The 20,853-nt window shown below is 58.2% G+C and carries 24 protein-coding genes and 1 pseudogene; 14 read left to right on the top strand and 11 right to left on the bottom strand.

Going from position 1 to position 20,853, the window contains the following annotated elements; all coding sequences use genetic code 11:
- Positions 1 to 9: 9 nt before the first annotated feature.
- A complete protein-coding gene (locus J0X03_RS13670) occupies positions 10 to 147 on the bottom strand; it encodes a hypothetical protein (protein ID WP_016928056.1) in 138 nt (45 codons plus the stop codon).
- Positions 148 to 442: 295 nt separating this feature from the next.
- Here J0X03_RS13670 and J0X03_RS13675 point away from each other — a divergent pair, with 295 nt between their 5' ends.
- Entirely contained in the window at positions 443 to 1,558 is a 1,116-nt protein-coding gene (locus tag J0X03_RS13675) for an AI-2E family transporter (RefSeq protein ID WP_123061630.1), read from the top strand.
- 92 nt (positions 1,559 to 1,650) lie between these two features.
- On the top strand, positions 1,651 to 1,863 hold the full coding sequence (locus tag J0X03_RS13680) for a hypothetical protein (protein ID WP_033652077.1): 213 nt from the start codon (positions 1,651 to 1,653) through the stop codon (positions 1,861 to 1,863).
- Here J0X03_RS13680 and J0X03_RS13685 read toward each other — a convergent pair.
- The gene (locus J0X03_RS13685) at positions 1,860 to 2,279 is read right to left on the bottom strand and encodes a GNAT family N-acetyltransferase (RefSeq protein WP_123061629.1); all 420 of its coding nucleotides are present in this window, start codon (positions 2,277 to 2,279) and stop codon (positions 1,860 to 1,862) included. The two genes, J0X03_RS13680 and J0X03_RS13685, sit on opposite strands and share 4 nt — an antisense overlap.
- 146 nt (positions 2,280 to 2,425) lie before the next feature.
- Here J0X03_RS13685 and J0X03_RS13690 point away from each other — a divergent pair, with 146 nt between their 5' ends.
- On the top strand, positions 2,426 to 2,716 hold the full coding sequence (locus J0X03_RS13690; RefSeq protein ID WP_033642787.1) for a hypothetical protein: 291 nt from the start codon (positions 2,426 to 2,428) through the stop codon (positions 2,714 to 2,716).
- Positions 2,717 to 2,877: 161 nt separating this feature from the next.
- Here the strand turns inward: J0X03_RS13690 and tolA are convergent, their stop codons facing one another.
- The gene (gene tolA, locus J0X03_RS13695) at positions 2,878 to 3,315 is read right to left on the bottom strand and encodes a cell envelope integrity protein TolA (RefSeq protein ID WP_103101233.1); all 438 of its coding nucleotides are present in this window, start codon (positions 3,313 to 3,315) and stop codon (positions 2,878 to 2,880) included.
- 410 nt (positions 3,316 to 3,725) lie between these two features.
- Here tolA and J0X03_RS13700 point away from each other — a divergent pair, with 410 nt between their 5' ends.
- The 3 genes from J0X03_RS13700 to uspF all read left to right on the top strand — a co-directional run bounded on the left by J0X03_RS13700 (position 3,726) and on the right by uspF (position 4,824).
- Entirely contained in the window at positions 3,726 to 3,911 is a 186-nt protein-coding gene (locus J0X03_RS13700) for a YgdI/YgdR family lipoprotein (protein ID WP_372507307.1), read from the top strand.
- A gap of 12 nt (positions 3,912 to 3,923) precedes the next feature.
- Positions 3,924 to 4,151, top strand: a complete 228-nt coding sequence (locus tag J0X03_RS13705) for a YgdI/YgdR family lipoprotein (RefSeq protein ID WP_019454813.1) — start codon at positions 3,924 to 3,926, stop codon at positions 4,149 to 4,151.
- Positions 4,152 to 4,368: 217 nt separating this feature from the next.
- Entirely contained in the window at positions 4,369 to 4,824 is a 456-nt protein-coding gene (uspF, locus tag J0X03_RS13710; protein ID WP_033642784.1) for a universal stress protein UspF, read from the top strand.
- Between the two features lie 109 nt (positions 4,825 to 4,933).
- On the opposite strand, the pseudogene tnpA reads toward uspF, so the two are convergent.
- The 3 genes and pseudogenes from tnpA to icd form a co-directional block, all read right to left on the bottom strand.
- Positions 4,934 to 5,340 (bottom strand): annotated as a pseudogene (tnpA, locus tag J0X03_RS13715) (IS200/IS605 family transposase).
- 313 nt (positions 5,341 to 5,653) lie between these two features.
- Positions 5,654 to 6,214: a zinc ribbon domain-containing protein gene (locus J0X03_RS13720; protein WP_052133794.1), complete on the bottom strand. Its 561-nt coding sequence runs from the start codon at positions 6,212 to 6,214 to the stop codon at positions 5,654 to 5,656.
- A gap of 498 nt (positions 6,215 to 6,712) precedes the next feature.
- Positions 6,713 to 7,966, bottom strand: coding sequence for an NADP-dependent isocitrate dehydrogenase (icd, locus tag J0X03_RS13725; RefSeq protein ID WP_015377612.1), 1,254 nt, complete (start codon positions 7,964 to 7,966; stop codon positions 6,713 to 6,715).
- Positions 7,967 to 8,097: 131 nt separating this feature from the next.
- Between icd and rluE the strand changes: the two genes are divergently transcribed.
- The 4 genes from rluE (at position 8,098) to mnmA (ending at position 10,748) form a co-directional block, all read left to right on the top strand.
- On the top strand, positions 8,098 to 8,724 hold the full coding sequence (gene rluE, locus J0X03_RS13730; protein WP_033642783.1) for a 23S rRNA pseudouridine(2457) synthase RluE: 627 nt from the start codon (positions 8,098 to 8,100) through the stop codon (positions 8,722 to 8,724).
- Between the two features lie 22 nt (positions 8,725 to 8,746).
- Entirely contained in the window at positions 8,747 to 9,085 is a 339-nt protein-coding gene (locus J0X03_RS13735; protein ID WP_033642782.1) for a lysozyme inhibitor LprI family protein, read from the top strand.
- A 9-nt stretch (positions 9,086 to 9,094) separates the two neighbouring features.
- Positions 9,095 to 9,541 carry an NUDIX hydrolase gene (locus tag J0X03_RS13740; protein WP_004941205.1) on the top strand — a complete coding sequence of 149 codons (447 nt, stop codon included), beginning with the start codon at positions 9,095 to 9,097 and terminating at the stop codon, positions 9,539 to 9,541.
- A gap of 106 nt (positions 9,542 to 9,647) precedes the next feature.
- The gene (gene mnmA / locus J0X03_RS13745) at positions 9,648 to 10,748 is read left to right on the top strand and encodes a tRNA 2-thiouridine(34) synthase MnmA (protein WP_016928066.1); all 1,101 of its coding nucleotides are present in this window, start codon (positions 9,648 to 9,650) and stop codon (positions 10,746 to 10,748) included.
- A gap of 51 nt (positions 10,749 to 10,799) precedes the next feature.
- Here the strand turns inward: mnmA and kup are convergent, their stop codons facing one another.
- Entirely contained in the window at positions 10,800 to 12,668 is a 1,869-nt protein-coding gene (gene kup, locus J0X03_RS13750) for a low affinity potassium transporter Kup (protein WP_033642781.1), read from the bottom strand.
- A 331-nt stretch (positions 12,669 to 12,999) separates the two neighbouring features.
- On the opposite strand from kup, the gene hflD reads away from it, so the two are divergent.
- Both hflD and purB read left to right on the top strand, forming a co-directional pair.
- Positions 13,000 to 13,626 carry a high frequency lysogenization protein HflD gene (gene hflD, locus J0X03_RS13755; RefSeq protein WP_033642780.1) on the top strand — a complete coding sequence of 209 codons (627 nt, stop codon included), beginning with the start codon at positions 13,000 to 13,002 and terminating at the stop codon, positions 13,624 to 13,626.
- A gap of 22 nt (positions 13,627 to 13,648) precedes the next feature.
- Complete coding sequence (purB, locus tag J0X03_RS13760; protein ID WP_033652066.1) at positions 13,649 to 15,019, top strand: adenylosuccinate lyase; 1,371 nt, start codon at positions 13,649 to 13,651, stop codon at positions 15,017 to 15,019.
- A 51-nt stretch (positions 15,020 to 15,070) separates the two neighbouring features.
- Here purB and J0X03_RS13765 read toward each other — a convergent pair whose 3' ends face one another.
- From J0X03_RS13765 to pdxR, 3 genes are all read right to left on the bottom strand, one after another.
- Positions 15,071 to 15,775, bottom strand: a complete 705-nt coding sequence (locus tag J0X03_RS13765) for a GNAT family N-acetyltransferase (protein ID WP_033642778.1) — start codon at positions 15,773 to 15,775, stop codon at positions 15,071 to 15,073.
- 15 nt (positions 15,776 to 15,790) lie between these two features.
- Positions 15,791 to 16,243 carry a GNAT family N-acetyltransferase gene (locus J0X03_RS13770; protein WP_033642777.1) on the bottom strand — a complete coding sequence of 151 codons (453 nt, stop codon included), beginning with the start codon at positions 16,241 to 16,243 and terminating at the stop codon, positions 15,791 to 15,793.
- Positions 16,244 to 16,359: 116 nt separating this feature from the next.
- Positions 16,360 to 17,874, bottom strand: coding sequence for a MocR-like pyridoxine biosynthesis transcription factor PdxR (gene pdxR, locus J0X03_RS13775; protein WP_046686904.1), 1,515 nt, complete (start codon positions 17,872 to 17,874; stop codon positions 16,360 to 16,362).
- 139 nt (positions 17,875 to 18,013) lie between these two features.
- Here pdxR and J0X03_RS13780 point away from each other — a divergent pair, with 139 nt between their 5' ends.
- Positions 18,014 to 18,778 (top strand): GntR family transcriptional regulator, encoded by a 765-nt coding sequence (locus J0X03_RS13780; protein ID WP_046686903.1) that lies wholly within the window; start codon positions 18,014 to 18,016, stop codon positions 18,776 to 18,778.
- A 4-nt stretch (positions 18,779 to 18,782) separates the two neighbouring features.
- On the opposite strand, the gene J0X03_RS13785 is transcribed toward J0X03_RS13780, so the two are convergent.
- Complete coding sequence (locus tag J0X03_RS13785; protein ID WP_122016916.1) at positions 18,783 to 19,802, bottom strand: ADP-ribosylglycohydrolase family protein; 1,020 nt, start codon at positions 19,800 to 19,802, stop codon at positions 18,783 to 18,785.
- A gap of 378 nt (positions 19,803 to 20,180) precedes the next feature.
- Here J0X03_RS13785 and phoP point away from each other — a divergent pair, with 378 nt between their 5' ends.
- Positions 20,181 to 20,852, top strand: a complete 672-nt coding sequence (phoP, locus tag J0X03_RS13790; protein WP_004941169.1) for a two-component system response regulator PhoP — start codon at positions 20,181 to 20,183, stop codon at positions 20,850 to 20,852.
- Position 20,853 lies beyond the last annotated feature (1 nt).

The raw sequence follows: 20,853 nt of genomic DNA on the forward strand, positions 1-20,853 counted from the left end.
GGCGCGTGCTTATCGTGAAGGATAAGGCCAGTGATGATCCAGGCCCGACAATGACAAGGCGCCGGTCGCAACAAGATAAATCAGCAGACCGGCGAAAGCGATCAGCAATGCCTTTTCGATAACGGCAAGTCGTTTGTGTTCTGTCATTTGCATACTCCTGCGTGGTATCGGGCGAACGGCCGCCCTCATCAACACTAGGAAAGTCTGGCGCAGGCGGCAAGCGCAACACACAAAATGAAACACAATCAATAAATTTTGTTAACTATTTAGCGTTCTTTCTTTCCTTGCGCCGCCGCCTGAGCCTCGCGCGGCGCCCTCCTTTCCCCTTAGTAACCCTATGGAATACGCCGTTAAAAATCCCCTACCGGATAAGCAAAGGTAATGATAGTGTTGTTTTCATTCAGTTCATCTATGCTGAAAATTCATCTTTTGAGGGACGACTATGATGTCTAAAGGCATTTCCAAGGGATTCTTTATTCTGATCCTGTTCATCGTTACCGCCGCCTTTCTCGACGTGCTGGGGCCTTATTACTCCTCGGTGCTGTGGGCGGTTATTCTGGCGGTGATTTTCCATCCGGTGAAAAAGAAGTTGAAACAGTACGTCGGCGAACGCAACGGCGTGGTGTCGCTGCTGACGGTGGCGCTGATCTGCCTGATCGTGTTCACGCCGTTAGCGATCATCGCCTCATCGCTGGCGATGGAATTCAACATGATTTACACCAAGCTGCAGACCAACAACAGCCAATTGCCGACCATGCTGGCGGACTTCATGCGTCATCTGCCCGGCTGGGCGCAGCGCTTCCTGGCGGAACATAACCTCAACAGCGCCGCCGAGATCCAAAAACAACTTTCCGAGGTGGCGCTCAAGGGCGGGCAATACCTGGCGGGCAGCGTGTTCCTGATCGGCAAAGGCACCTTCAACTTCGTCGTCGGCTTCGGCGTGATGCTCTACCTGCTATTCTTCCTGCTGAAAGACGGCCCGTACCTGGTGAACCTGGCGCTCGAAGCGCTGCCGCTCTCACAGCACGTGAAGCACCACCTGTTCGTGAAGTTCGCCGCCGTCTCCCGCGCCACCGTCAAGGGCACGGTGGTGGTCGCCGTGGTGCAAGGCGCGCTCGGCGGGCTGGCGTTTTACTTTACCGGCATCGACGGCAGCTTGCTGTGGGGCGCGCTGATGGCGTTCCTGTCGATCATCCCCGCCGTGGGCTCCGCCATCATCTGGGTGCCGGCGGTGATCTACTTCTTCGCCACCGGCATGCTGTGGAAAGGCATCTTCCTGGTGGTGTTCTTCGTGGTCGTAATCGGCCTGGTGGACAACATTCTGCGCCCGCTGCTGGTAGGCAAAGACACCAAAATGCCGGACTACCTGATCCTGATCTCCACCCTGGGTGGCATGGAGATTTACGGCATTAACGGCTTCGTCATCGGGCCATTGATCGCCGCGCTGTTCATCGCCTGCTGGAACATCCTGTCCGGCCGCGACAGCAAGGAAAACATCGAAGAGATCGACGAAGAATTCATCGAAGAAGGCAAGAATCATCCCGACGTGGCGGAGTAAACCTCTCGCGCCGTATCGCACCGGGGCCCGTTTGGGCCCCTTTTTTGTCTGTGGTATCCTTGCCGCGCTAACAAGGAAGAACGGGTTTCGTTATGCTTATTCTCTACGCCACGCTGGCCATCGCCTTCACCCTGCTGTGCCTGCTGGCCTTTATCTCTTGCGCTTACCAGCTTTCGAAGCAGGGCGACGTCAAATTTTTGGCCTCGCTTTCCGTGCTGATCTTCGCGCTGCTGGCCTTCTATGCCGCTTATGGCTACGTCAGCACCTGGCTGCAACAGCAGGCGGTGGATGTCCGGCTGTATTAGCGCAGCGGGATGAAAAAGACCTGCTCCGGATCGCCGTCATCGAGATTGTCAATTTGGCCGCTGGCGACAAACCCGGCGTTCAATAGCAGCCGCTGCATCGGCAGGTTGGAATGATTGGTGGAGGTGAACAGCTTCGGGTGCCGGCAGTGCAACTTAAGCGCCGCAATCAGCGCCTGCCCGACGCCCCGGCGGCGATAGCGCTCGCCGACCATCAGCATCTCCACAAAGCCGCAGCCGAAGAAGTGATAGTGCAGCACACCGTATCCCATCGCCATGCCCTGCTCCTCGGCAAGATAACAGACGCCCTGCCCGCACCAGGCGCGGATCTGCGCCGCGCGCTGCGGCTCGTATTCGGCGACGCTGTCGAGGGCGATCAGGGCTGAGGCATCGCTGTCGGTGGCCTGGCGAACAAACATGTTTTAATCCTCATGCTGATGGATAACGGCGATACCGCATCAACGAAACGGCAACCGCGGCGGGATAGTTTTTACATCCCGGTCGAATTTTGTAATCCTATTACAGAGTTACCAAAACACACGCCAAGGAAGGAAAGCATTTCCCGATGAGAATACCGCAAATCTCCGCCGCCCTGCTGTTTACCCTGCTGCTGGCCGGCTGCCAGTTCCACAAAACCGTGTTCCCGCCGCCGTATATCGGCACCCCGCAAGAGATCGGCACCTACGAAGTGAAAGGGCTGACGTTCGTCACCACCGTCACCTTCAGCGGCCTGTTCGCCGAAGATCTGGTGCGCGAATACGCACAGAAACACCACTATCGCTACTATGTGGTAACGATGCGCAGCAACGGTTTTAAAGACCGAAGCGAGCGCGTAAGCGCGATGATGTATCGGTAGAGAGTGGCGCCACATGCCGTGAAATAATGCCGAAAAAACGGGCTTTAGCATGAGGAAGCGCTATACGAAATATTGCACAACCCAATACTCACAGGCCGCATGAAAATACGGCCTGTGACTTTGGTTTAATTGTCTGACATCGCAGTTTCCGCCCTGCATTTTCACTGCGGACGAAATTCCAATACGCTGCTTTTGACCGCTTCGTAAGCCGCGGCCGTTGGCGGTTTAGGCAAACGTGCATTGACGATTGCTTTTATCGCGGCCTGGCAAAGTTCCGGATCCCCTTGAACAGCCCGAATGCTGATCAGCAGGCCATCCGGCGCCAGCTTGATGCTTAATGTACAACTTCTGCCTGAGTAGGTTTCGGCGTCTTTAAAATGGCGTTGGATCTCCGCTTGCACCTGAGACAGGTAATGTAATTCCTCTTTTCCCGGCGCCTTTGGGTTGCCAAGGTTGGCGAAAAGATCGTCAACCTCTTTATTTGCCGGATCGGTTTGGCTGAGGGCAGTACTCTTGGCACACCCGGTTAACGCCAGTGCGAACATTCCCGCCAATAATGTGGCGGCGCCGGTTTTAAAGCCTGAATGCGTGATTTTCATATCCCTGTCCTTATGGATGACTATCAGCCAAAATCAACGTGGTATTCGACAAGATCCCCGGCGCATACTTATACAGAATTAACGCCAAACCGCCAGAGACATTGCGAGTATCAAGCATCGGCATGCGGAGAATCGTGGGCCGATGATGACATGAAGCCATAGCTCCCCAGGCGGGGCGTACAGCTGAAAACCCTGACCTATCGATAACCTTGTTATCCGAACGAGTAATCACTCCATCAATAAATTAAGTTATTCTTAATTTTTTATCCCATTAGAAGCGCTTTCAACCCTGGCAATCTGGAAAATCTGCCTATACTTACTTTCCTGATATTAAATTTGTTTAAGTAACCAGGATGGTAGGTATGAAAAGCAAACGCCCCTTTGCCGCGCTGCTGGCGGCAACAGCATTGATGTCCCTGGTGGGCTGCGCTTCCAATCAGGCGATCAAAACGACGGATGGTAAAACCATTGTTACCGACGGCAAGCCCCAGATCGATAAAGATACCGGATTGGTCTCCTATCGAAATGCTGAAACGGGCAAAACGGAACAGATCAATCGAGACCAGATTGCAAACATGAGTGAGTTGAATAACTAAAAGGAGCTACAAATGAAAAAAGCGCTTGTTCTTCCCGCGATCGCCCTGGTTGCCATCGCCGCACTGTCAGGCTGCACACGCACCAGCTACGCTATTCATACCCACGATGGCCGAACGATCATCAGTGACGGCAAACCGAAAGAGACTTCTGCCGGGTTGATCGGGTATACCGACGCCAATGGCGTCAAACAGCAAATCAACAAGACGGAAGTCAAAGAGGTGTCGGAAATCCCTCATTAAGGTTCCGATAATCTGAGCCTGCTAAAACAAAGGGAGCCGATGGCTCCCTTTCTATTCAAACAGTAAGCGCGCCCATTGGCGTTTAACGATAACGTCGATAAACGCCTGACATTTCAGCAGACAACGTTGCCAGGTTTGCCATACGGATCTCCCCTTTCCCGGCGTCGAACGGCTATAATCCGATAAGTGGAGTTTTTTAAAACGATAAGGAGGGAGTATGTACAAAACTATTTTGGTTCCCGTGGATATTACCGAGCCGGAATTAACACAGCAGGTCATCCCGCATGTCAACGCGCTCGCCAGGCTCGAAGACTCCCACGTCCATTTCCTGGCGGTGATCCCGTCGCGCGCCACCTACGCGGCCTTCGGCTTTGCCGCCACGGCGGCGGTGGAAACCAAAGATGAAACCATTGCGATAGCGACCGAGGGGCTGGCGAAAGCGGCAAAACAATTCAGCGTTCCCGAGGATCGAGTGACCACGCATGTCGCCGTCGGCGATCCCAAAGATCAGATCCTGGAACTCGCCGATGCGCTTAACGCGGAGATTATTGTGATGGGTTCCAACCGCCCTTCTGCAATGACTTACCTCCTCGGCTCGAATGCCACCGCGGTAGTGCGCCACGCCAATTGCCCGGTGCTGGTCGTGCGTGAATCGGCTAACGCCGCGCGGTGATCTTGTCCGATACCTTTGCATTCGGACAGTAGACAGTCAAAGGCCACCTCCTGCGGAGGTGGCTTTACACGAAGCCCCCTAAAAGGGGGCAATATTCGAGTTAATCCTGCTACAACTCCATCTGCTGCTCGATCTCCTGGTCTTTCTCATCCTGATGCTTTACGTATCGTCTGATAATTTCCTCGTTTACCCTTACCGTATTCCCTTGCCCAAAAATGGTTGCCTCACAGCTTCTTGCGTATGTGCAGAAAACGACTGTAAAGGCGGATTGCACTGCGTCCTTTTAGGACATCCATCAACGTATAAGTCGATAGCTTCGATGGGACAAATGCTCGTGAGTTGGTGAATATTTAGCTCCAAAACCTCACAGACCTTCATGTTGCAGAGGATGTAAATTGTTCAATAGAGCTCTTTCCCCACCTTGTCGCAAAGTATTTGAAATCGATACTTCGGCGTCCAGACTTGGTGGTATTTGCAACGACAGAACACATGTGATGAACTCCTGAATAAACCCATATTGGTAATTTCCAGCTTACTTGTGGTGAGTAAGCTGGAATATTCCGGCATGGGTTTCCTTCAGACTAGATCCTCCCAAGAATAATCCCTCCCCTCCCCCCAGCTTTCCAGCATAAATTTTTGGAAATCAGGTAGAATTGCAGCAAGGGCTTTTAATGTTTAAAGTGGACGTCCGGAGAATAAACGGTAAACTCTCCCCGCTCCCGCTTTCAGAATACCTTAGAGACAAATGCATTTAATTTCAGGAATCTTAAAAGGCATACCCACCCCATAAAAAAACCGCGCATAGCGCGGCTTTCTTGAGGAATAATTTTTATTTAGCAAGCCAGTATTTTAATCTTTTTACAAACTCGTCTTGAACAGCTTTAGGGAGTTTGTATTTAATGTATGTGATATTTGATTGATGCTCGCCAAAAATATAAGAATCACGATTTGACTTTGATATTGACTTGATTTTATTGGCTAATTCCATCACTTCACTGTCATTTAGTGATGGGCTATCATCTTCTGATAGCAATAAGTTATGATCAAATCCATAAAATGAGAACTTGTTTTCTTTCTGTACTTTCAACTGAACCGATACATCACTACCGCAATGCTTGCATTTTATTGCTTCAGGATTTATTTCTTCAGCACAGAACGGGCATTTTACATATACATTGGTTGCCTTAGACGACGATTTCCCAAAGATGATCATCAAAATGGCGCAAATAGAAATAACTGATGATATCAGCAAGTGATTCTGTTTAGATGCGATCAAACCAATGTTATTGACACGTTCACCATAGCCAGTAAAAACATAGGTGTCCATGTTAAAAGCTATCAGCAGCCAAACGACACCTACTGCCAGCAATAAAAACCCAAACTCTCTCATTTAATCCTTTTCCTATAGAATAGTAATCCCCTTTGATGTTAACAGTTGAAGTTAAGAAGTTCACCCGTTAAAACGCAAAATCGTGATCGTTCGTTCTTGCCAATATCACTCGTAAGGGACACGATTACTTAGCTGACCGCACATGTGATGGAGCATCACGCCACCAGCGAGTACACACCAGCATGGTTCAGTTCATCCGTTCTCACTGAGATTATGATGACGTCGCCGATCAGCAACTTTCGTGAGATCAGCACAAATCCAGCCTCCGCACAGCGTGCCATGTAGAGGTTTTCACCACGATTCCATCAGCCGTCTGTCCGGGAATAATGAGGTAACTCGACCCCTTGTTCGTGCTGAAATCAATCTCGCGCAATTGCATAACAGCCCAGCTCTGTTGGCTCCGGCGCCAGATTGCGGCAGCGTAATAACCCATGCAATTGGAACAATAAAAAAAACGGGAGCCCTTAGGCTCCCGCTCTCATTCAAACGCAAACACACTTACATGTGTTTAACGATAGCGTCGCCAAACTCTGAACATTTCAGCAGTTTAGCGCCTTCCATCAGGCGTTCGAAGTCATAGGTCACGGTCTTGGCCGCGATGGCGCCTTCCATGCCTTTAACAATCAGGTCAGCCGCTTCGAACCAGCCCATGTGGCGCAGCATCATCTCTGCGGACAGGATGATGGAGCCTGGGTTCACTTTGTCCTGGCCGGCGTACTTCGGCGCGGTGCCGTGAGTCGCTTCGAACAGCGCGCAGTCGGAACCGATGTTGGCGCCCGGCGCGATGCCGATACCGCCTACCTGGGCCGCCAGGGCGTCGGAGATGTAGTCGCCGTTCAGGTTCATACAGGCGATCACGTCGTATTCCGCCGGGCGCAGCAGGATTTGCTGCAGGAAGGCGTCGGCGATCACGTCTTTAACCACGATCTCTTTGCCGGTGTTCGGGTTCTTGATCTTCAGCCATGGGCCGCCGTCGATCAGCTCGCCGCCGAACTCTTCGCGCGCCAGCTCATAGCCCCAATCCTTGAAGGCACCTTCGGTGAACTTCATGATGTTGCCTTTGTGAACCAGGGTCACGGAGTCACGGTCGTTGGTGATGGCGTATTCGATCGCCGCACGCACCAGACGCTTGGTCCCTTCTTCGGAGCATGGCTTCACGCCGATACCGCACTGCTCTGGGAAGCGGATTTTCTTCACGCCCATTTCGTCGCGCAGGAATTTGATCACTTTGTCCGCTTCGGCGGAGCCGGCTTTCCACTCGATGCCGGCGTAGATGTCTTCGGCGTTTTCGCGGAAGATCACCATGTCGGTCAGCTCAGGCTGTTTCACCGGGCTTGGGGTGCCCTGGTAGTAACGCACCGGGCGCAGGCACACGTACAGGTCCAGCTGCTGGCGCAGGGCCACGTTCAGAGAACGGATGCCACCGCCGACCGGGGTGGTCAGGGGGCCTTTGATGGCGACGCGGTAGTCGCGGATCAGGTCCAGAGTTTCGTCCGGCAGCCACACGTCTTTACCGTAAACGTGGGTAGATTTTTCGCCGGTGTAGATTTCCATCCAGGAGATTTTACGTTCGCCGTGGTAAGCCTTTTTAACGGCCGCATCAACCACGTGGATCATGGCAGGAGTCACGTCAACGCCGATGCCGTCGCCTTCGATGAACGGGATGATCGGGTTATGAGGAACAACCAGTTTACCCTGGGCGTCAACCGTGATTTTTTTACCTTCTGCCGGAACAACTACTTTGCTTTCCATCAACCTCTCCTTCAAGCGCAATTTTGTTAATGCTTTGTAAGATGCGTGTAGATACTACTTGAATATTCGGTCCGCGCCAATCCGAAACGGATTCGGTTATAATGCGCTTATCATCCGTAATCTCAACTGTTATGAAAAAATTCTCTGTTAGAAATCACAACGTTAAACGATTCAGCAAGCCGAATGCCGCCAAACCCGCCGCGCCGAAGGGGCCGCGTCGAATTGTGTTATTCAACAAGCCCTTCGACGTGCTGCCGCAGTTCACCGATGAAGCCGGCCGCACCACGCTGAAAGAGTACATCCCCTTCCCCGACGTTTACGCCGCCGGGCGCCTGGATCGCGACAGCGAAGGGCTGCTGGTGCTGACCAACGACGGCCAGCTTCAGGCGCAGCTCACCCAGCCGGGCAAGCGCACCGGCAAAATCTACTATGTGCAGGTCGAGGGCGCGCCGCAGGAGAGCGATTTGGCGCCATTGCGCTGCGGCGTTACGCTGAAAGACGGCCCGACGCTACCCGCCGGTGTTGAGTTGGTGGCCGAGCCTCAGTGGCTATGGCCGCGCAACCCGCCGATCCGCGAGCGTAAATCCATCCCCACCAGTTGGCTGAAAATCACCCTGTTCGAAGGGCGAAACCGCCAGGTGCGTCGCATGACGGCGCATATCGGGTTCCCTACCCTGCGCCTGATTCGCTACAGTATGGGTAATCTTTCGCTGGGCTCACTGCAGCCTGGTGAATGGAAAAGCATCGATTCTCTGTAGACCGATAACTGATGGAGGCGCCATGAAATCCACGCCGATCGCGCTGCTGCTCGCCGCTCTGGCGGCCCCGTTTGCCGCCCAGGCCGCCAGCTTCGACTGCGCCAAGGCGGCAAGCCGCGATGAGCAAGCCATCTGCGCCAACCGCACGCTGAACGATTTGGATGTGCAAATGGCCACCCAATACCAATTGCTGCGCGGCCTGTTCGCCATGGGCGCGCGCGGCGCGATGCAGGACAGCCAGCAGGCCTGGCTGGCAAAACGCCAGCGGTGCGGCGGCGATACCGCCTGCCTGCTGCAAAGTTACCGCACCCGCATCGCCGAGCTGGACGATATCTATCGGCGCATCGACAAACCGCTGTAAGGAGACCGCATGTTCAAACCGCACGTCACCGTGGCCTGCGTGGTGCACGCCGCCGGCAAATTTTTAATTGTCGAAGAGACCATCAACGGCAAAGCGCTGTGGAATCAGCCGGCCGGCCACCTGGAGGCCGACGAGACGCTGGTGCAGGCCGCCGAGCGCGAGCTGTGGGAAGAGACCGGCATCCGCGCCACCCCGCAGGCGTTTTTACGTCTGCACCAATGGATTGCGCCGGATCGCACGCCGTTCCTGCGTTTTTGCTTCGTCATCGAGCTGGAACAGCCGCTGCCGACCGAGCCGCACGACAGCGACATCGATCGCTGCCTGTGGTTGAGCGCCGACGAGATTTTGCAGGCGCCCAACCTGCGTTCCGCGCTGGTGGCCGAGAGCATTCGCAGCTACCAGCAGCCGGAGCGCTACCCGCTGTCGCTGGTCGGCAGCTTCGCCTGGCCGCATTGAGGGCGCCGGGCAGCACAAGATGAACAGTGCGCCGGCGCGGGCAACGTGGTAAAATCCTGCGCTTGTTTTTATCAGCACGGTTCGTGTTCAAGTTCGTGAGATCCCCATGTCAGACAACAGCCAGAAAAAAGTAATCGTCGGTATGTCCGGCGGCGTCGACTCTTCCGTTACCGCCTATCTGTTACAGCAACAGGGCTATCAGGTCGCTGGGCTGTTCATGAAAAACTGGGAAGAAGACGACGACGAAGAGTACTGCTCCGCCGCGACCGATCTGGCCGACGCGCAAGCGGTCTGCGACAAGCTGGGCATCGAACTGCACACGGTGAACTTTGCGGCGGAATACTGGGACAACGTGTTTGAGCTGTTCCTGGAAGAATACAAGGCCGGCCGCACGCCGAACCCGGACATCCTGTGCAATAAAGAAATCAAATTCAAAGCCTTCCTGGAGTTCGCCGCCGAAGACCTGGGGGCCGATTTCATCGCCACCGGCCATTACGTGCGCCGCCAGGACGTGGACGGCAAAAGCCGCCTGCTGCGCGGCGTCGACGGCAACAAAGATCAGAGCTACTTCCTCTATACCCTGAGCCACGAGCAGGTGGCGCAAAGCCTGTTCCCGGTTGGGGAACTGGAGAAGCCGGAGGTGCGCCGCATCGCCGAGCAACTGGAGCTGGTCACCGCCAAGAAGAAAGACTCCACCGGCATCTGCTTTATCGGCGAGCGCAAATTCCGCGACTTCCTCGGCCGCTACCTGCCGGCGCAGCCGGGCCCGATCGTCAGCGTCGACGGCCAGACCGTCGGTGAACACCAGGGCCTGATGTATCACACCCTGGGCCAGCGCAAAGGGTTAGGCATCGGCGGCCTGAAAGACAGCAGCGAAGATCCGTGGTACGTGGTGGATAAAGACGTGGCCAATAACGTGCTGGTGGTCGCGCAAGGGCACGATCACCCGCGCCTGATGTCAGTCGGCCTTATCGCGCAGCAGCTGCACTGGGTTGATCGCCTGCCGCTGACCGGCCCGTTCCGCTGTACGGTGAAGACCCGCTATCGCCAGCAGGACATCCCTTGCACCGTGACCCCGCTCGACGACGAACGCATCGAAGTGCGTTTCGACGAGCCGGTCTCTGCCGTCACCCCCGGCCAGTCGGCGGTGTTCTACCAGGGCGAAATCTGCCTCGGCGGCGGCATCATCGAACAGCGCCTGGCGTAGTTCGCCTGCCGCCCAAGAAAAACGCTGCGTTTACCGCAGCGTTTTTTTTATTCAGAATTCCACCTGCGCCCCCAGTTCGATCACCCGGTTTGGCGGGATTTCGAACAGATCCGGCGCCCGCAGCGCGTTGCGCTGCAACAGCTGGAACACCTTGCCGCGTACGCGCAGATACCAGGGGCGCTTGCCCAATACCAGCGTATCGCGCGACATGAAGAACGAGGTCTCGTTCATGGTGAAACTCATCCCCTCCAGGCCGCAGCGATAAAGGATATCCGTCACGTTGGGTGTTTCGCGCCAGCCGTAGCTCGCCACCACCCGCCAAAAGCTCGTCGACAGCTGTTCGATCGCCACCCGCTGCACGTTGTGCACATACGGCATGTCGGTAGTCACGATAGTCAGCAGCACCACGCGCTCATGCAACACCTTGTTGTGCTTCAGGTTATGCAGCAGCACCAGCGGCACCGCATGCGGCGTGCGCTCCATAAACACCGCGGTGCCCGGCACCCGCTTCGGCGGCGCCTTCTCCAGCGACTCGATCAGCGCGGTCAGCCCTTCCTGGTTGTCGCGCAGCCGGCGGATCAGGCGCGAGCGCTCGGTCTTCCAGGTCAGCATGATCAGCAGAATGATCAACCCCAGCGCCACCGGCAGCCAGCCGCCGGTCGCCAGTTTGATCAGGTTGGCGCCGAACAGCGGCACGTCGATGCACAGCATGGCAAGCAGCATCAGCCCACCCAGATAGCGCGGCCAGCCCCAGTTTTTCACCGCCACGATGCTCAGCAAAATCGACGACAGCAGCATGGTGCCGGTCACCACGATGCCGTAAGCCGAGGCCAGGTTGCTGGAGTGTTTAAAACTGATAATCACGATCAACACCGCCGCGAACAGCAGCCAGTTCACCACCGGAATGTAGATCTGCCCGGACTCCTGATCGGAGGTATAGATGATGCGCATCGGCGGCAGGTAGCCCAGCCGCACCGCCTGGCGCGTCAGGGAGAAGACGCCGGAGATCACCGCCTGCGAGGCGATCACCGTCGCCAACGTGGCGATCACCAGCAGCGGGATCAGCGCCCAGGTGGGCGCCAGCAGGAAGAACGGGTTATTGATCGCCGCCGGGTTGGCCAACAACAGCGCCCCCTGGCCGAAGTAGTTCAGCACCAGCGCCGGCGCCACCAGCGTAAACCACGCCAGGCGGATCGGTTTTTTGCCGAAGTGGCCCATGTCGGCGTACAGCGCTTCGGCGCCGGTGACCGACAGCACCACCATGCCCAGCGCGAAGAACGACACTGCCTTGTACTCGAGGAAGAAATTCACCGCCCAGTAAGGGTTCAGCGCCCGCAGCACGCCGGGGTGATGCAAAATGCCGCCGATGCCGAGCAGCGCCAGCGTCAGGAACCAGATGACCATCGCCGGGGCGAACAGTTTGCCGACGCTGCCGGTGCCGTGTTTCTGGATCGCGAACAGCGCGGTCAACACCAGCAGCGACAGCGGCACGATAAAGCTGTCCAGCTCGGGGGCAATAATCTGCAGGCCTTCGATAGCCGAGAGCACCGAAATGGCCGGGGTAATCACCCCATCGCCATAAAAGAAGCTGCCGCCCACCAGCCCGACCAGCACCGCCGCCGGCACCCAGCGCGCATCCAGCTTGCGGATCGCCAGCGACATCAGCGTCAGAATTCCCCCTTCACCGTCGTTGTCGGCACGCATCACGAAGCAGACGTATTTGATCGACACCACCAGCGTCAACAGCCAGAAAATCAATGACAGAAAGCCGTAGATCGACGTCGGCGTCAGGGTGATCCCTTCTTCCGCCGTCAGGCATTCGCGCAGGGTATACAGCGGGCTGGTGCCGATATCACCGTACACCACGCCGATGGCCGCCAGCGTCACCGCCGGCAGCGGCTGCTTGTTTTTTACGTGCATATAAAGGTCTTTATTTGAGGGGTCACGTTGGCAGTATAGATGCAGCCGCCGCACTTTATTTGCCGCCGCAACAATAAGTTCGTGCCGCGCCACCGGCGATTTTCGCCGTCTATTTGCGCAGTTCTGCGCCGCACGGCGCATCCGCCTCGCCACAGGCGTATTAGACGCTGGGTTTACCCTCAATTTTATGGCATGATCCGCGGCATTCGTTGTCATCGTTGTTACAGCCACGCCCGATCGTTACCGTTCGCGGCCGCCGCCGTTACCCTGGCGATACGCACAACCTTATACAGTAAGCCATGTACCGTTCACCGCGTTTACAGGAGTCATCGTGGCGAAGAATTATTATGACATCACGCTGGCCATGGCGGGTATCAGCCAGTCGGCGCGTTTGGTTCAGCAATTGGCCCATGAAGGGCAATGCGACCGCGAAGCGTTTCACACCTCGCTGAAAAGCCTGCTGCAGATGGACCCACCCTCTACGCTGGCGGTGTTCGGCGGCGAGGAGCGCAATTTGATGGTCGGCCTCGAAACCCTGATGGGCGTGCTTAACGCCAACAACAAAGGGCCGGGCGCGGAACTGACCCGCTACACCATCAGCCTGATGGTGCTGGAGCGCAAGCTCAACGCCAACAAACAGGCAATGAACACGCTCGGCGAACGCCTCGGCCAACTCGAGCGCCAGCTGGCGCACTTCGATCTTGAGTCGGACACCATCATCAGCGCGCTGGCCGGCATTTATGTCGACGTGGTCAGCCCGCTCGGGCCGCGCATCCAGGTGACCGGCTCACCGGCGATCTTGCAGAACCCGCAGGTGCAGGCCAAAGTTCGCGCCACGCTGCTGGCCGGCATTCGCGCCGCCGTGCTGTGGCAACAGGTCGGCGGCAGCCGCCTGCAGTTAATGTTTTCCCGTAATCGTCTGTTCAAGCAGGCGCAAAATATCGTTGCTCATTGTTAATCGATCCCAGGAGTTGCTACCGATGGAATTATCCTCACTGACCGCCGTTTCCCCCGTTGATGGACGCTACGGTGATAAAGTCAGCGCACTGCGCCCCATTTTCAGCGAATACGGTCTGCTGAAATTCCGCGTACAGGTTGAAGTACGTTGGCTGCAAAAACTGGCCGCCTGCGCAGAAATCAAGGAAGTTCCCGCTTTTGACGCCGACGCAAACGCTTTCCTCGACAAAATCGTCGCTGAATTCAACGAAGAAGACGCTCAGCGCATCAAAACCATCGAGCGCACCACCAACCACGACGTGAAAGCGGTCGAGTATTTCCTGAAGGAAAAAGTGGCGGCGGTGCCTGCGCTGCACGCGGTGTCCGAGTTCATCCACTTCGCCTGCACCTCCGAAGACATTAACAACCTGTCGCACGCGCTGATGCTGCAAAGCGCTCGTCAGGACGTGGTGCTGCCTTACTGGCGTAAAATCATCGATGCGCTGAAAGGGCTGGCGCTGGAATACCGCGATATCCCGCTGCTGTCGCGCACCCACGGCCAGCCGGCTACGCCGTCGACCGTCGGCAAAGAGTTCGCCAACGTGGCTTACCGCATGGAGCGCCAGTACCGCCAGCTGGAGCGTGTGGAGATCATGGGTAAAATCAACGGCGCGGTCGGCAACTACAACGCCCACATCGTCGCCTACCCGGAAGTGGACTGGCATCAGTTCAGCGAAGCGTTCGTGACCTCGCTCGGCATCACCTGGAACCCGTACACCACCCAGATCGAACCACACGACTACATCGCCGAGCTGTTCGACTGCGTAGCGCGTTTCAACACCATTCTGATCGACTTCGACCGCGACATCTGGGGCTACATCGCCCTGAACCACTTCAAGCAGAAGACCATCGCCGGGGAAATCGGCTCCTCCACCATGCCGCACAAGGTCAACCCGATCGACTTCGAAAACTCCGAAGGCAACCTGGGCCTGGCCAACGCCGTGCTGGGCCACCTGGCGGGCAAACTGCCGGTGTCCCGCTGGCAGCGCGACCTGACCGACTCCACCGTGCTGCGTAACCTGGGCGTGGGCCTGGGCTATGCGCTGATCGCCTATCAGGCCACCCTGAAGGGCATCAGCAAGCTGGAAGTGAACCAGGCGCACCTGCTGGACGAACTGGATCACAACTGGGAAGTGCTGGCCGAACCGATCCAGACCGTGATGCGCCGTTACGGCATCGAGAAGCCTTACGAGAAGCTGAAAGAGCTGACCCGCGGCAAGCGCGTGGACGCCGCCGGCATGCAGGCGTTCATCGACGGTCTGGCGCTGCCGGAAGAAGAGAAAACCCGTCTGAAGGCGATGACCCCGGCCAACTACATCGGCCGCGCCACCACCCTGGTCGACGAGCTGAAGTAAGCGCGTTAGACCCACAACGACAAGGCGGCCCGCGGGCCGCCTTGTTGCTTATTATTCGCCGCGCAACACCTGCAGCCGGGCTATCTGCCGCCCCTGCGCATCGAAGTTCTCGGCACTCAGCCAACGCGCCAGCGCCTGCCGCACCGTCGGCCAACGGTCAGCGGTGATGGCGAACCAGTCGGTATCCCGGCTGCGCCCCTTGACGATCACCGCAAAGCGGAAGTTGCCCTCGTAACGGAAACCAAAGCGCAGCGCGGCCTGGCGCGACGGCGCGTTGTGGCTGTCGCACTTCCATTCGCAGCGGCGGTAGCCCAGCGTATCAAAGGCGTAGCGCAGCAGCAGCGCGATGGCTTCGGTGGCGCTGGAGCGCTGTTTCATCAACGGCGACCAGCTGACGTGGCCGATCTCCAGCACGCCGTTGGCCTCGTCGATGCGCATCAGCGCCACCGTCCCCACCGGCGCGTCGCTGGCGGCGTCGAACACCGTCAGGTTGACCAGCGTCGGGTTGGCCTGCAGCGTCTCCAGATGCTGCAGCATCGCCGCCGGCGTATCGGGCCGTTCGATAGACAGATAGGTCCAGTCGCGGCCGTCCGGCGCCAGCTGGAAAGCATCGTACAGCGCGGCGTAATCCCGCTGCGGCTCGAGCGGCGCCAGTGAACAGAAACGCCCGCCGAGCGTTGCGCCGCCCGGGCGGCGAGCCGGCTGCCAATCCGGCATCGGTTCGCCAATCGGCTGACCATAACGATTCATTGCCATACGCGCCTCCTGCGGTTAACGGGTATAAACGATAAACGAACTTCTTCTGCCGATTTTGTCGTACAGCGAACGCGCCGGCGCGTTGTACTCCTGAGTCATCCAATAGACCCGATCGCTGCCGCGCGCCTCCGCCAGCCGATACGCCTGTTCGAACAGTTTTTCCGACACTTTATGGCCGCGCGCCTGCGGCGACACAAAGAGATCTTCGATATAACAATAGCCCACCGCGCTCCAGGTGGACGGATGGAATACCAGGTTCATCAGCCCCAGCAGCCGGCCGTCGGCATCCTCCGCCACCAGCCCGTACACCTGTTCATCCTGCCCCAACCGTTCGAAGGTGCGATCGGTCACCTGCGGCGCCACGTCGGCGCGGTAGAAGTCGAGATAGCCCTGCCACAACGCCAGCCATTGCGCTCTGTCGTCGCCATTGATTCTGCGGATAGTCACTTCACGATTTGATGGGTTCATAGCGCCTCACGGGGTTAAGATATTATTTCCATTAGGGAAATAACCGAATAGCGGCAGGATACACCGCGCAGCGACGGTGTAATACGGACCAATTCAAAACGCCGAGCAGACCAATTTTAACCGCCGTTTTCCCGCGGCAGCGCGTTGAACACCTGCGCCAGCGTGGCGATAAAGCGCACGATCTCGTCCGGCGCATAGGCCGAGAAACCGAGCACCAGCGCCCCGCGCTGCGGCGCGCCGGTGTAGAAATCCGCCAGGCCGTACAATCGTATTCCCCGCTCGGCCGCCGCCGTCACCAGCCGCCGCTCCGTCGCCGCATCCGCCAGCGGGCAAACCAGCTGCAGGCCACCCTGCGGCAAGGCCGGGCGCGTCCAGGGCGCGAGATGGCGATGCACCGCGTCGTACAGGACGTCCAGCCTCGCCTTGTACAGCGTACGCATATTGCGCAGATGCTCGGCGTAGCCGCCCTCGTGCAGGCAGTGGAACAGCGTCATCTGCGCCAGTGCCGACGTGTAGCCGTCCTGAAACTGCCTGGCGGCGACCAATGGCCGCACCAGCTGCGGCGGCGCGATCATGAAACCGATGCGCAACCCCGGAAACAGCGTCTTGCTGAAGGTGCCGATGTACAGCGTGCGCCCGCCGCTGTCCAGCCCCTGCAGCGCCGCCTTGGTTTGTCGATCGTAGTTGAACTCGGCGTCGTAATCGTCTTCGATGATCCAGGCCCGCCGGCTCTGGGCCCACTGCAACAGCGCCAGGCGCCGCTCGAGGCTCAGCGAGTATCCCAGCGGGTAATGATGGGACGGCGTGATGTAAACGCCCCGCCCGCCCCCCGAAGCCTGCATCAGTTGCCCGACGTCCAGCCCTTGCTCATCAATGCCGATCGGCCGCGCCTGCAGCCCCGCCGACTGCACCAGTTTTTTCGCCCCCTGGTAACCCGGCTCTTCGACGAATACCGCATCGCCGGGATCGAACAGCACCTGCGTGCACAGCGCCAGCGCCTGCTGAGAGCTGGTGACCACGATCACCTGCTCCGCCGTCGCCTTGACGCCCCGCTCCCGCTGCAAATAGTGCGCGATCTCCGCACGCAGCTCCGGCAAGCCCTGCGGATCGGCATACCCCAACAGCCGCTCGCCGTGCCGCCGCAGCGCCTGCTTTTCCCACTGCAGCCACGAATCGATGGGAAACGCCCGCAGATCCGCCAGCGAGGGCGTCAGCGACGCCTGACGGCTGGTGTGCGGCGTATGGCTGACCGCCAGCAACGCCCGGCCGCGATCGCTTAGCTCGCGTTCCGCCAGCCGCGCCTCCTGGCCCGCCTGCGTCGCCAGCAGTTCACGGCCGAGCAACGTATCGCAGCGATAGCGAACATAGCTGCCTCGCCCCACCGCCCGGCTGATGTATCCCTCCGCCTCCAGCCGCGCGTAGGTCTGCTCCACCGTATCGCGCGCCACTCCCAGCCGGGGCGCCAATGCGCGGCTTGGCGGCAGCTTCGCCCGCCACGGCAGTTCCCCGGCGGTGATGAGCCGCAACAGGGCCTGATGCAGCGCCGAACGTCGGGTCAACCCCTGCTGACGCTGCTGGGTGAAGGCCGCCAGGATTGCCGCGTCGTCCGCGCAGGATGGGTGGTCACTCATGGGCTGTCTGTTTCTCCAAACTCGGGGCGATTGCACACTACTCTACCTTATTTCATCCCCTCGGCGGCGGCAGTTGCGCTGCCCGGCGAAATCCCCTTAAATAAGCCATTGCATTGAGGCTACAGGATTTCCGTCGGCTATGAGCAAGGAGACCAACCAGCGTCTGCTGGAAAAACTGCTGCAGGATCTGGCCAGCGCGGGCGCGATGCCGCTGTATCTGCGCTTTAACGCCTCGGTGCGCCAGGCCATCGAGCAAGGATTGCTGAACGCGGGGGATTTCCTGCCCAGCGAGCGTCTGTTTACCGAACGGCTCGGCATCTCGCGCATCACGGTGCGCAAAGCGCTGGCCTGTCTCGAGCAAGACGGCATCATCGGCCGTTCACGCGGTTACGGCACTTTCATCCAGGCGCAACGGCCCGCGCCGAAGCTGCGCTATTCATTAGCGGACGTCAAAGGGTTCTCGCGCGAGGTGATGCAACAAGGGCGCCGGCCGGACACGCAATGGCTCAGCCGCGAACGGGTGCCGGCCAGCGCCGAACTGGCGGAAAAGCTCCAGCTGGCGACCGGAACGCCGATCTATCAACTCAAACGCATTCACTTTCTCGATCGGCAGCCGATGTCGGTGGCGGTGTCCTACGTGGTGGCGGCGGCGATTACCAACGTCGACGAGATTGGCATCTCGCTCTATGACTACTTCCGCCGAAATAACGTGGAGATGGGATCGCTGCGCAGCCAGGTCAGCGCGGCCATGGCCGATGACGACATCCGCCGGGCGCTGCAATTATCAGAACCGATGCCGCTGCTGATCGTGCGCCAGACGCTGTTCGACCACCGCAAGAAGCCTATCGAATACAGCGAAAGCTTCTGCCGCAGCGACATGTACGAATTTACCAGCGAAAGCTGATCCGTTACGCCTCGCCCTGCCGACGGCGGCGAAAACGCACGAACGCCTGGGCATACGCCTCGACGTCCAGTGGATTCACCCGCTGCAACTGCGCCAGCAGCGCAGGATCCATCGCTTCGGCGCCGTGCAGCGCGCCGCAGACAGCGGTGGCCATCGCGCCGATGGTGTCGGTATCGCCCCCCAGGTTGGCGCACAGCACGGCGCAACGGGTAGGATCGGTTTGCGCCAGCTGCACCATCGCCAACGCCGCCGGCACCGACTCGATGGTGCTCACCCCGGCGCCAATCAGTTGATATATCCGCTCGGATGCCTGTTCGGGATCGGCCGCCTCATCCACCACCTGAAACGCCAACTCGATGCGCGCCGCCAGCGAAGGGCTGAACGTCGTCACCTGACGGCACTGGGCATACTCCGCCACGCCCGGCAACGCCAGGCGAATCGAGGCCCAGTCCGCCCCCTCCACCGCACGCGAAACCGCCCAGGCGATCGCCACGGCACCGGCGACGGCGATGTCGGATTTGTGCGTCGGGCTGGAGGCCAGCCACACCTGCTGACAGAACCCCTCCAGCGGCGCAGACGGCAGCACGCAGCCCAAAGGCGAAATGCGCATCGCCGCGCCGTTGGTAATGCCGTTGTTTTCCAACGCGGCGATCGGCGTGCCCGCTTTCTGCTCGCTCAACGCCAGTTTGGAACTGGGGCCGAGAATGTTCTTGTTGAAGGCGTCAAAACTGTCCACCCAGCGGATCACGTTGCGGGCGATCAGTTCTGGCACCACCTCGCCTTCCGCTTCCAGCAGCGCATCGGCCAGCGCCAACGCCATCGAGGTATCGTCGGTATATTGCCCGGCCTTGAAGTAACAGGCGGCCGAGTTCTCCGCCGGCCCATCGAGGAAGCCGTCTATCCAGCCGAAGTGGCGCTTAACCCGCTCGCGCGGCCACAGCTCGGAAGGCATGCCGAGCGCGTCGCCCAGCATCTGTCCGTAAAATGCGCCCGCTATACGTTCTGCCTGGGTTAATTGCTTCATCCATCGCTCCTGAGAAAATATGCCGATACCTCAATAATACCTTATTAGTACCTTTAAAGCTTATCAAGCGCTCCGGTTCACACTTTCCTTTCGCGGCAATGCCCGACGCGTTTAAGTTGCGTTTAACGTTGCCCCGCCGCTGTTTATCCGACGTTTATCAGAACTTGTCGATAATGTCGGCGAACAAATTGATAACGCTTATTTTAATACATTGCTTCGGCTCTCTTGCGGGCCGGGCGGGTTATACCTACCATAACCTCAGCATTTTTTGCCAAAATGGTTCAGGTGGCCGCGTTATCCCCTGACACGCCGCAGAGCGTGTTCCCTTTTATCGCGTGGGTGACAGGACATTCACCCGCACAGTCACAGGAGTTCGCCATGCGAGTACTGGTTGTTGAAGATAATGGTTTGCTGCGCCACCACCTTTCCGTTCAGATGCGCGAGATGGGCCATCAGGTCGATGCGGCTGAAGACGCCAAGGAAGCCGATTATTTCCTGCAGGAGCATGCGCCGGATATCGCCATCGTCGATCTCGGCCTGCCGGGCGAAGACGGCCTGAGCCTGATCCGCCGTTGGCGCGCGCACCAGACCAAGCTGCCGATCCTGGTGCTGACCGCCCGCGAAAGCTGGCAGGACAAAGTGGCGGTGCTGGAAGCCGGCGCCGACGACTATGTCACCAAGCCGTTCCACCTGGAAGAAGTGATCGCCCGCATGCAGGCGCTGATGCGCCGCAACAGCGGCCTGGCATCGCAGGTGATCGTGCTGCCGCCGTTCCAGATCGATCTGTCGCGCCGCGAACTGAGCGTCAACGATCAACAGATCAAGTTGACCGCCTTTGAATACACCATCATCGAGACCCTGATCCGCAACGCCGGCAAGGTGGTGAGCAAGGATTCGTTGATGCTGCAGCTTTACCCGGACGCCGAACTGCGCGAAAGCCACACCATCGACGTGCTGATGGGCCGCTTGCGCAAGAAGGTGCAGGCGGAATACCCGCATGAAGTGATCACCACGGTACGTGGCCAGGGCTATCGTTTTGACGCGAAGTGAA

This window comes from Serratia ureilytica (assembly GCF_017309605.1).
Classification (GTDB): domain Bacteria; phylum Pseudomonadota; class Gammaproteobacteria; order Enterobacterales; family Enterobacteriaceae; genus Serratia; species Serratia ureilytica.

What these genes read in the sequence shown, in the direction of transcription:
- kup (WP_033642781.1), bottom strand. Translation starts at nt 12,668, where the DNA reads ATGCACGTAAAAAACAAGCAGCCGCTGCCGGCGGTGACGCTGGCGGCC.
- icd (WP_015377612.1), bottom strand. Translation starts at nt 7,966, where the DNA reads ATGGAAAGCAAAGTAGTTGTTCCGGCAGAAGGTAAAAAAATCACGGTT.
- J0X03_RS13735 (WP_033642782.1), top strand. Translation starts at nt 8,747, where the DNA reads ATGAAATCCACGCCGATCGCGCTGCTGCTCGCCGCTCTGGCGGCCCCG.
- phoP (WP_004941169.1), top strand. Translation starts at nt 20,181, where the DNA reads ATGCGAGTACTGGTTGTTGAAGATAATGGTTTGCTGCGCCACCACCTT.
- purB (WP_033652066.1), top strand. Translation starts at nt 13,649, where the DNA reads ATGGAATTATCCTCACTGACCGCCGTTTCCCCCGTTGATGGACGCTAC.
- J0X03_RS13770 (WP_033642777.1), bottom strand. Translation starts at nt 16,243, where the DNA reads ATGAACCCATCAAATCGTGAAGTGACTATCCGCAGAATCAATGGCGAC.
- mnmA (WP_016928066.1), top strand. Translation starts at nt 9,648, where the DNA reads ATGTCAGACAACAGCCAGAAAAAAGTAATCGTCGGTATGTCCGGCGGC.
- J0X03_RS13705 (WP_019454813.1), top strand. Translation starts at nt 3,924, where the DNA reads ATGAAAAAAGCGCTTGTTCTTCCCGCGATCGCCCTGGTTGCCATCGCC.
- tolA (WP_103101233.1), bottom strand. Translation starts at nt 3,315, where the DNA reads ATGAAAATCACGCATTCAGGCTTTAAAACCGGCGCCGCCACATTATTG.
- J0X03_RS13740 (WP_004941205.1), top strand. Translation starts at nt 9,095, where the DNA reads ATGTTCAAACCGCACGTCACCGTGGCCTGCGTGGTGCACGCCGCCGGC.
- rluE (WP_033642783.1), top strand. Translation starts at nt 8,098, where the DNA reads ATGAAAAAATTCTCTGTTAGAAATCACAACGTTAAACGATTCAGCAAG.
- J0X03_RS13685 (WP_123061629.1), bottom strand. Translation starts at nt 2,279, where the DNA reads ATGTTTGTTCGCCAGGCCACCGACAGCGATGCCTCAGCCCTGATCGCC.
- J0X03_RS13680 (WP_033652077.1), top strand. Translation starts at nt 1,651, where the DNA reads ATGCTTATTCTCTACGCCACGCTGGCCATCGCCTTCACCCTGCTGTGC.
- J0X03_RS13690 (WP_033642787.1), top strand. Translation starts at nt 2,426, where the DNA reads ATGAGAATACCGCAAATCTCCGCCGCCCTGCTGTTTACCCTGCTGCTG.
- J0X03_RS13700 (WP_372507307.1), top strand. Translation starts at nt 3,726, where the DNA reads ATGTCCCTGGTGGGCTGCGCTTCCAATCAGGCGATCAAAACGACGGAT.
- J0X03_RS13780 (WP_046686903.1), top strand. Translation starts at nt 18,014, where the DNA reads ATGAGCAAGGAGACCAACCAGCGTCTGCTGGAAAAACTGCTGCAGGAT.
- J0X03_RS13670 (WP_016928056.1), bottom strand. Translation starts at nt 147, where the DNA reads ATGACAGAACACAAACGACTTGCCGTTATCGAAAAGGCATTGCTGATC.
- J0X03_RS13720 (WP_052133794.1), bottom strand. Translation starts at nt 6,214, where the DNA reads ATGAGAGAGTTTGGGTTTTTATTGCTGGCAGTAGGTGTCGTTTGGCTG.
- J0X03_RS13675 (WP_123061630.1), top strand. Translation starts at nt 443, where the DNA reads ATGATGTCTAAAGGCATTTCCAAGGGATTCTTTATTCTGATCCTGTTC.
- J0X03_RS13785 (WP_122016916.1), bottom strand. Translation starts at nt 19,802, where the DNA reads ATGAAGCAATTAACCCAGGCAGAACGTATAGCGGGCGCATTTTACGGA.
- uspF (WP_033642784.1), top strand. Translation starts at nt 4,369, where the DNA reads ATGTACAAAACTATTTTGGTTCCCGTGGATATTACCGAGCCGGAATTA.
- J0X03_RS13765 (WP_033642778.1), bottom strand. Translation starts at nt 15,775, where the DNA reads ATGGCAATGAATCGTTATGGTCAGCCGATTGGCGAACCGATGCCGGAT.
- pdxR (WP_046686904.1), bottom strand. Translation starts at nt 17,874, where the DNA reads ATGAGTGACCACCCATCCTGCGCGGACGACGCGGCAATCCTGGCGGCC.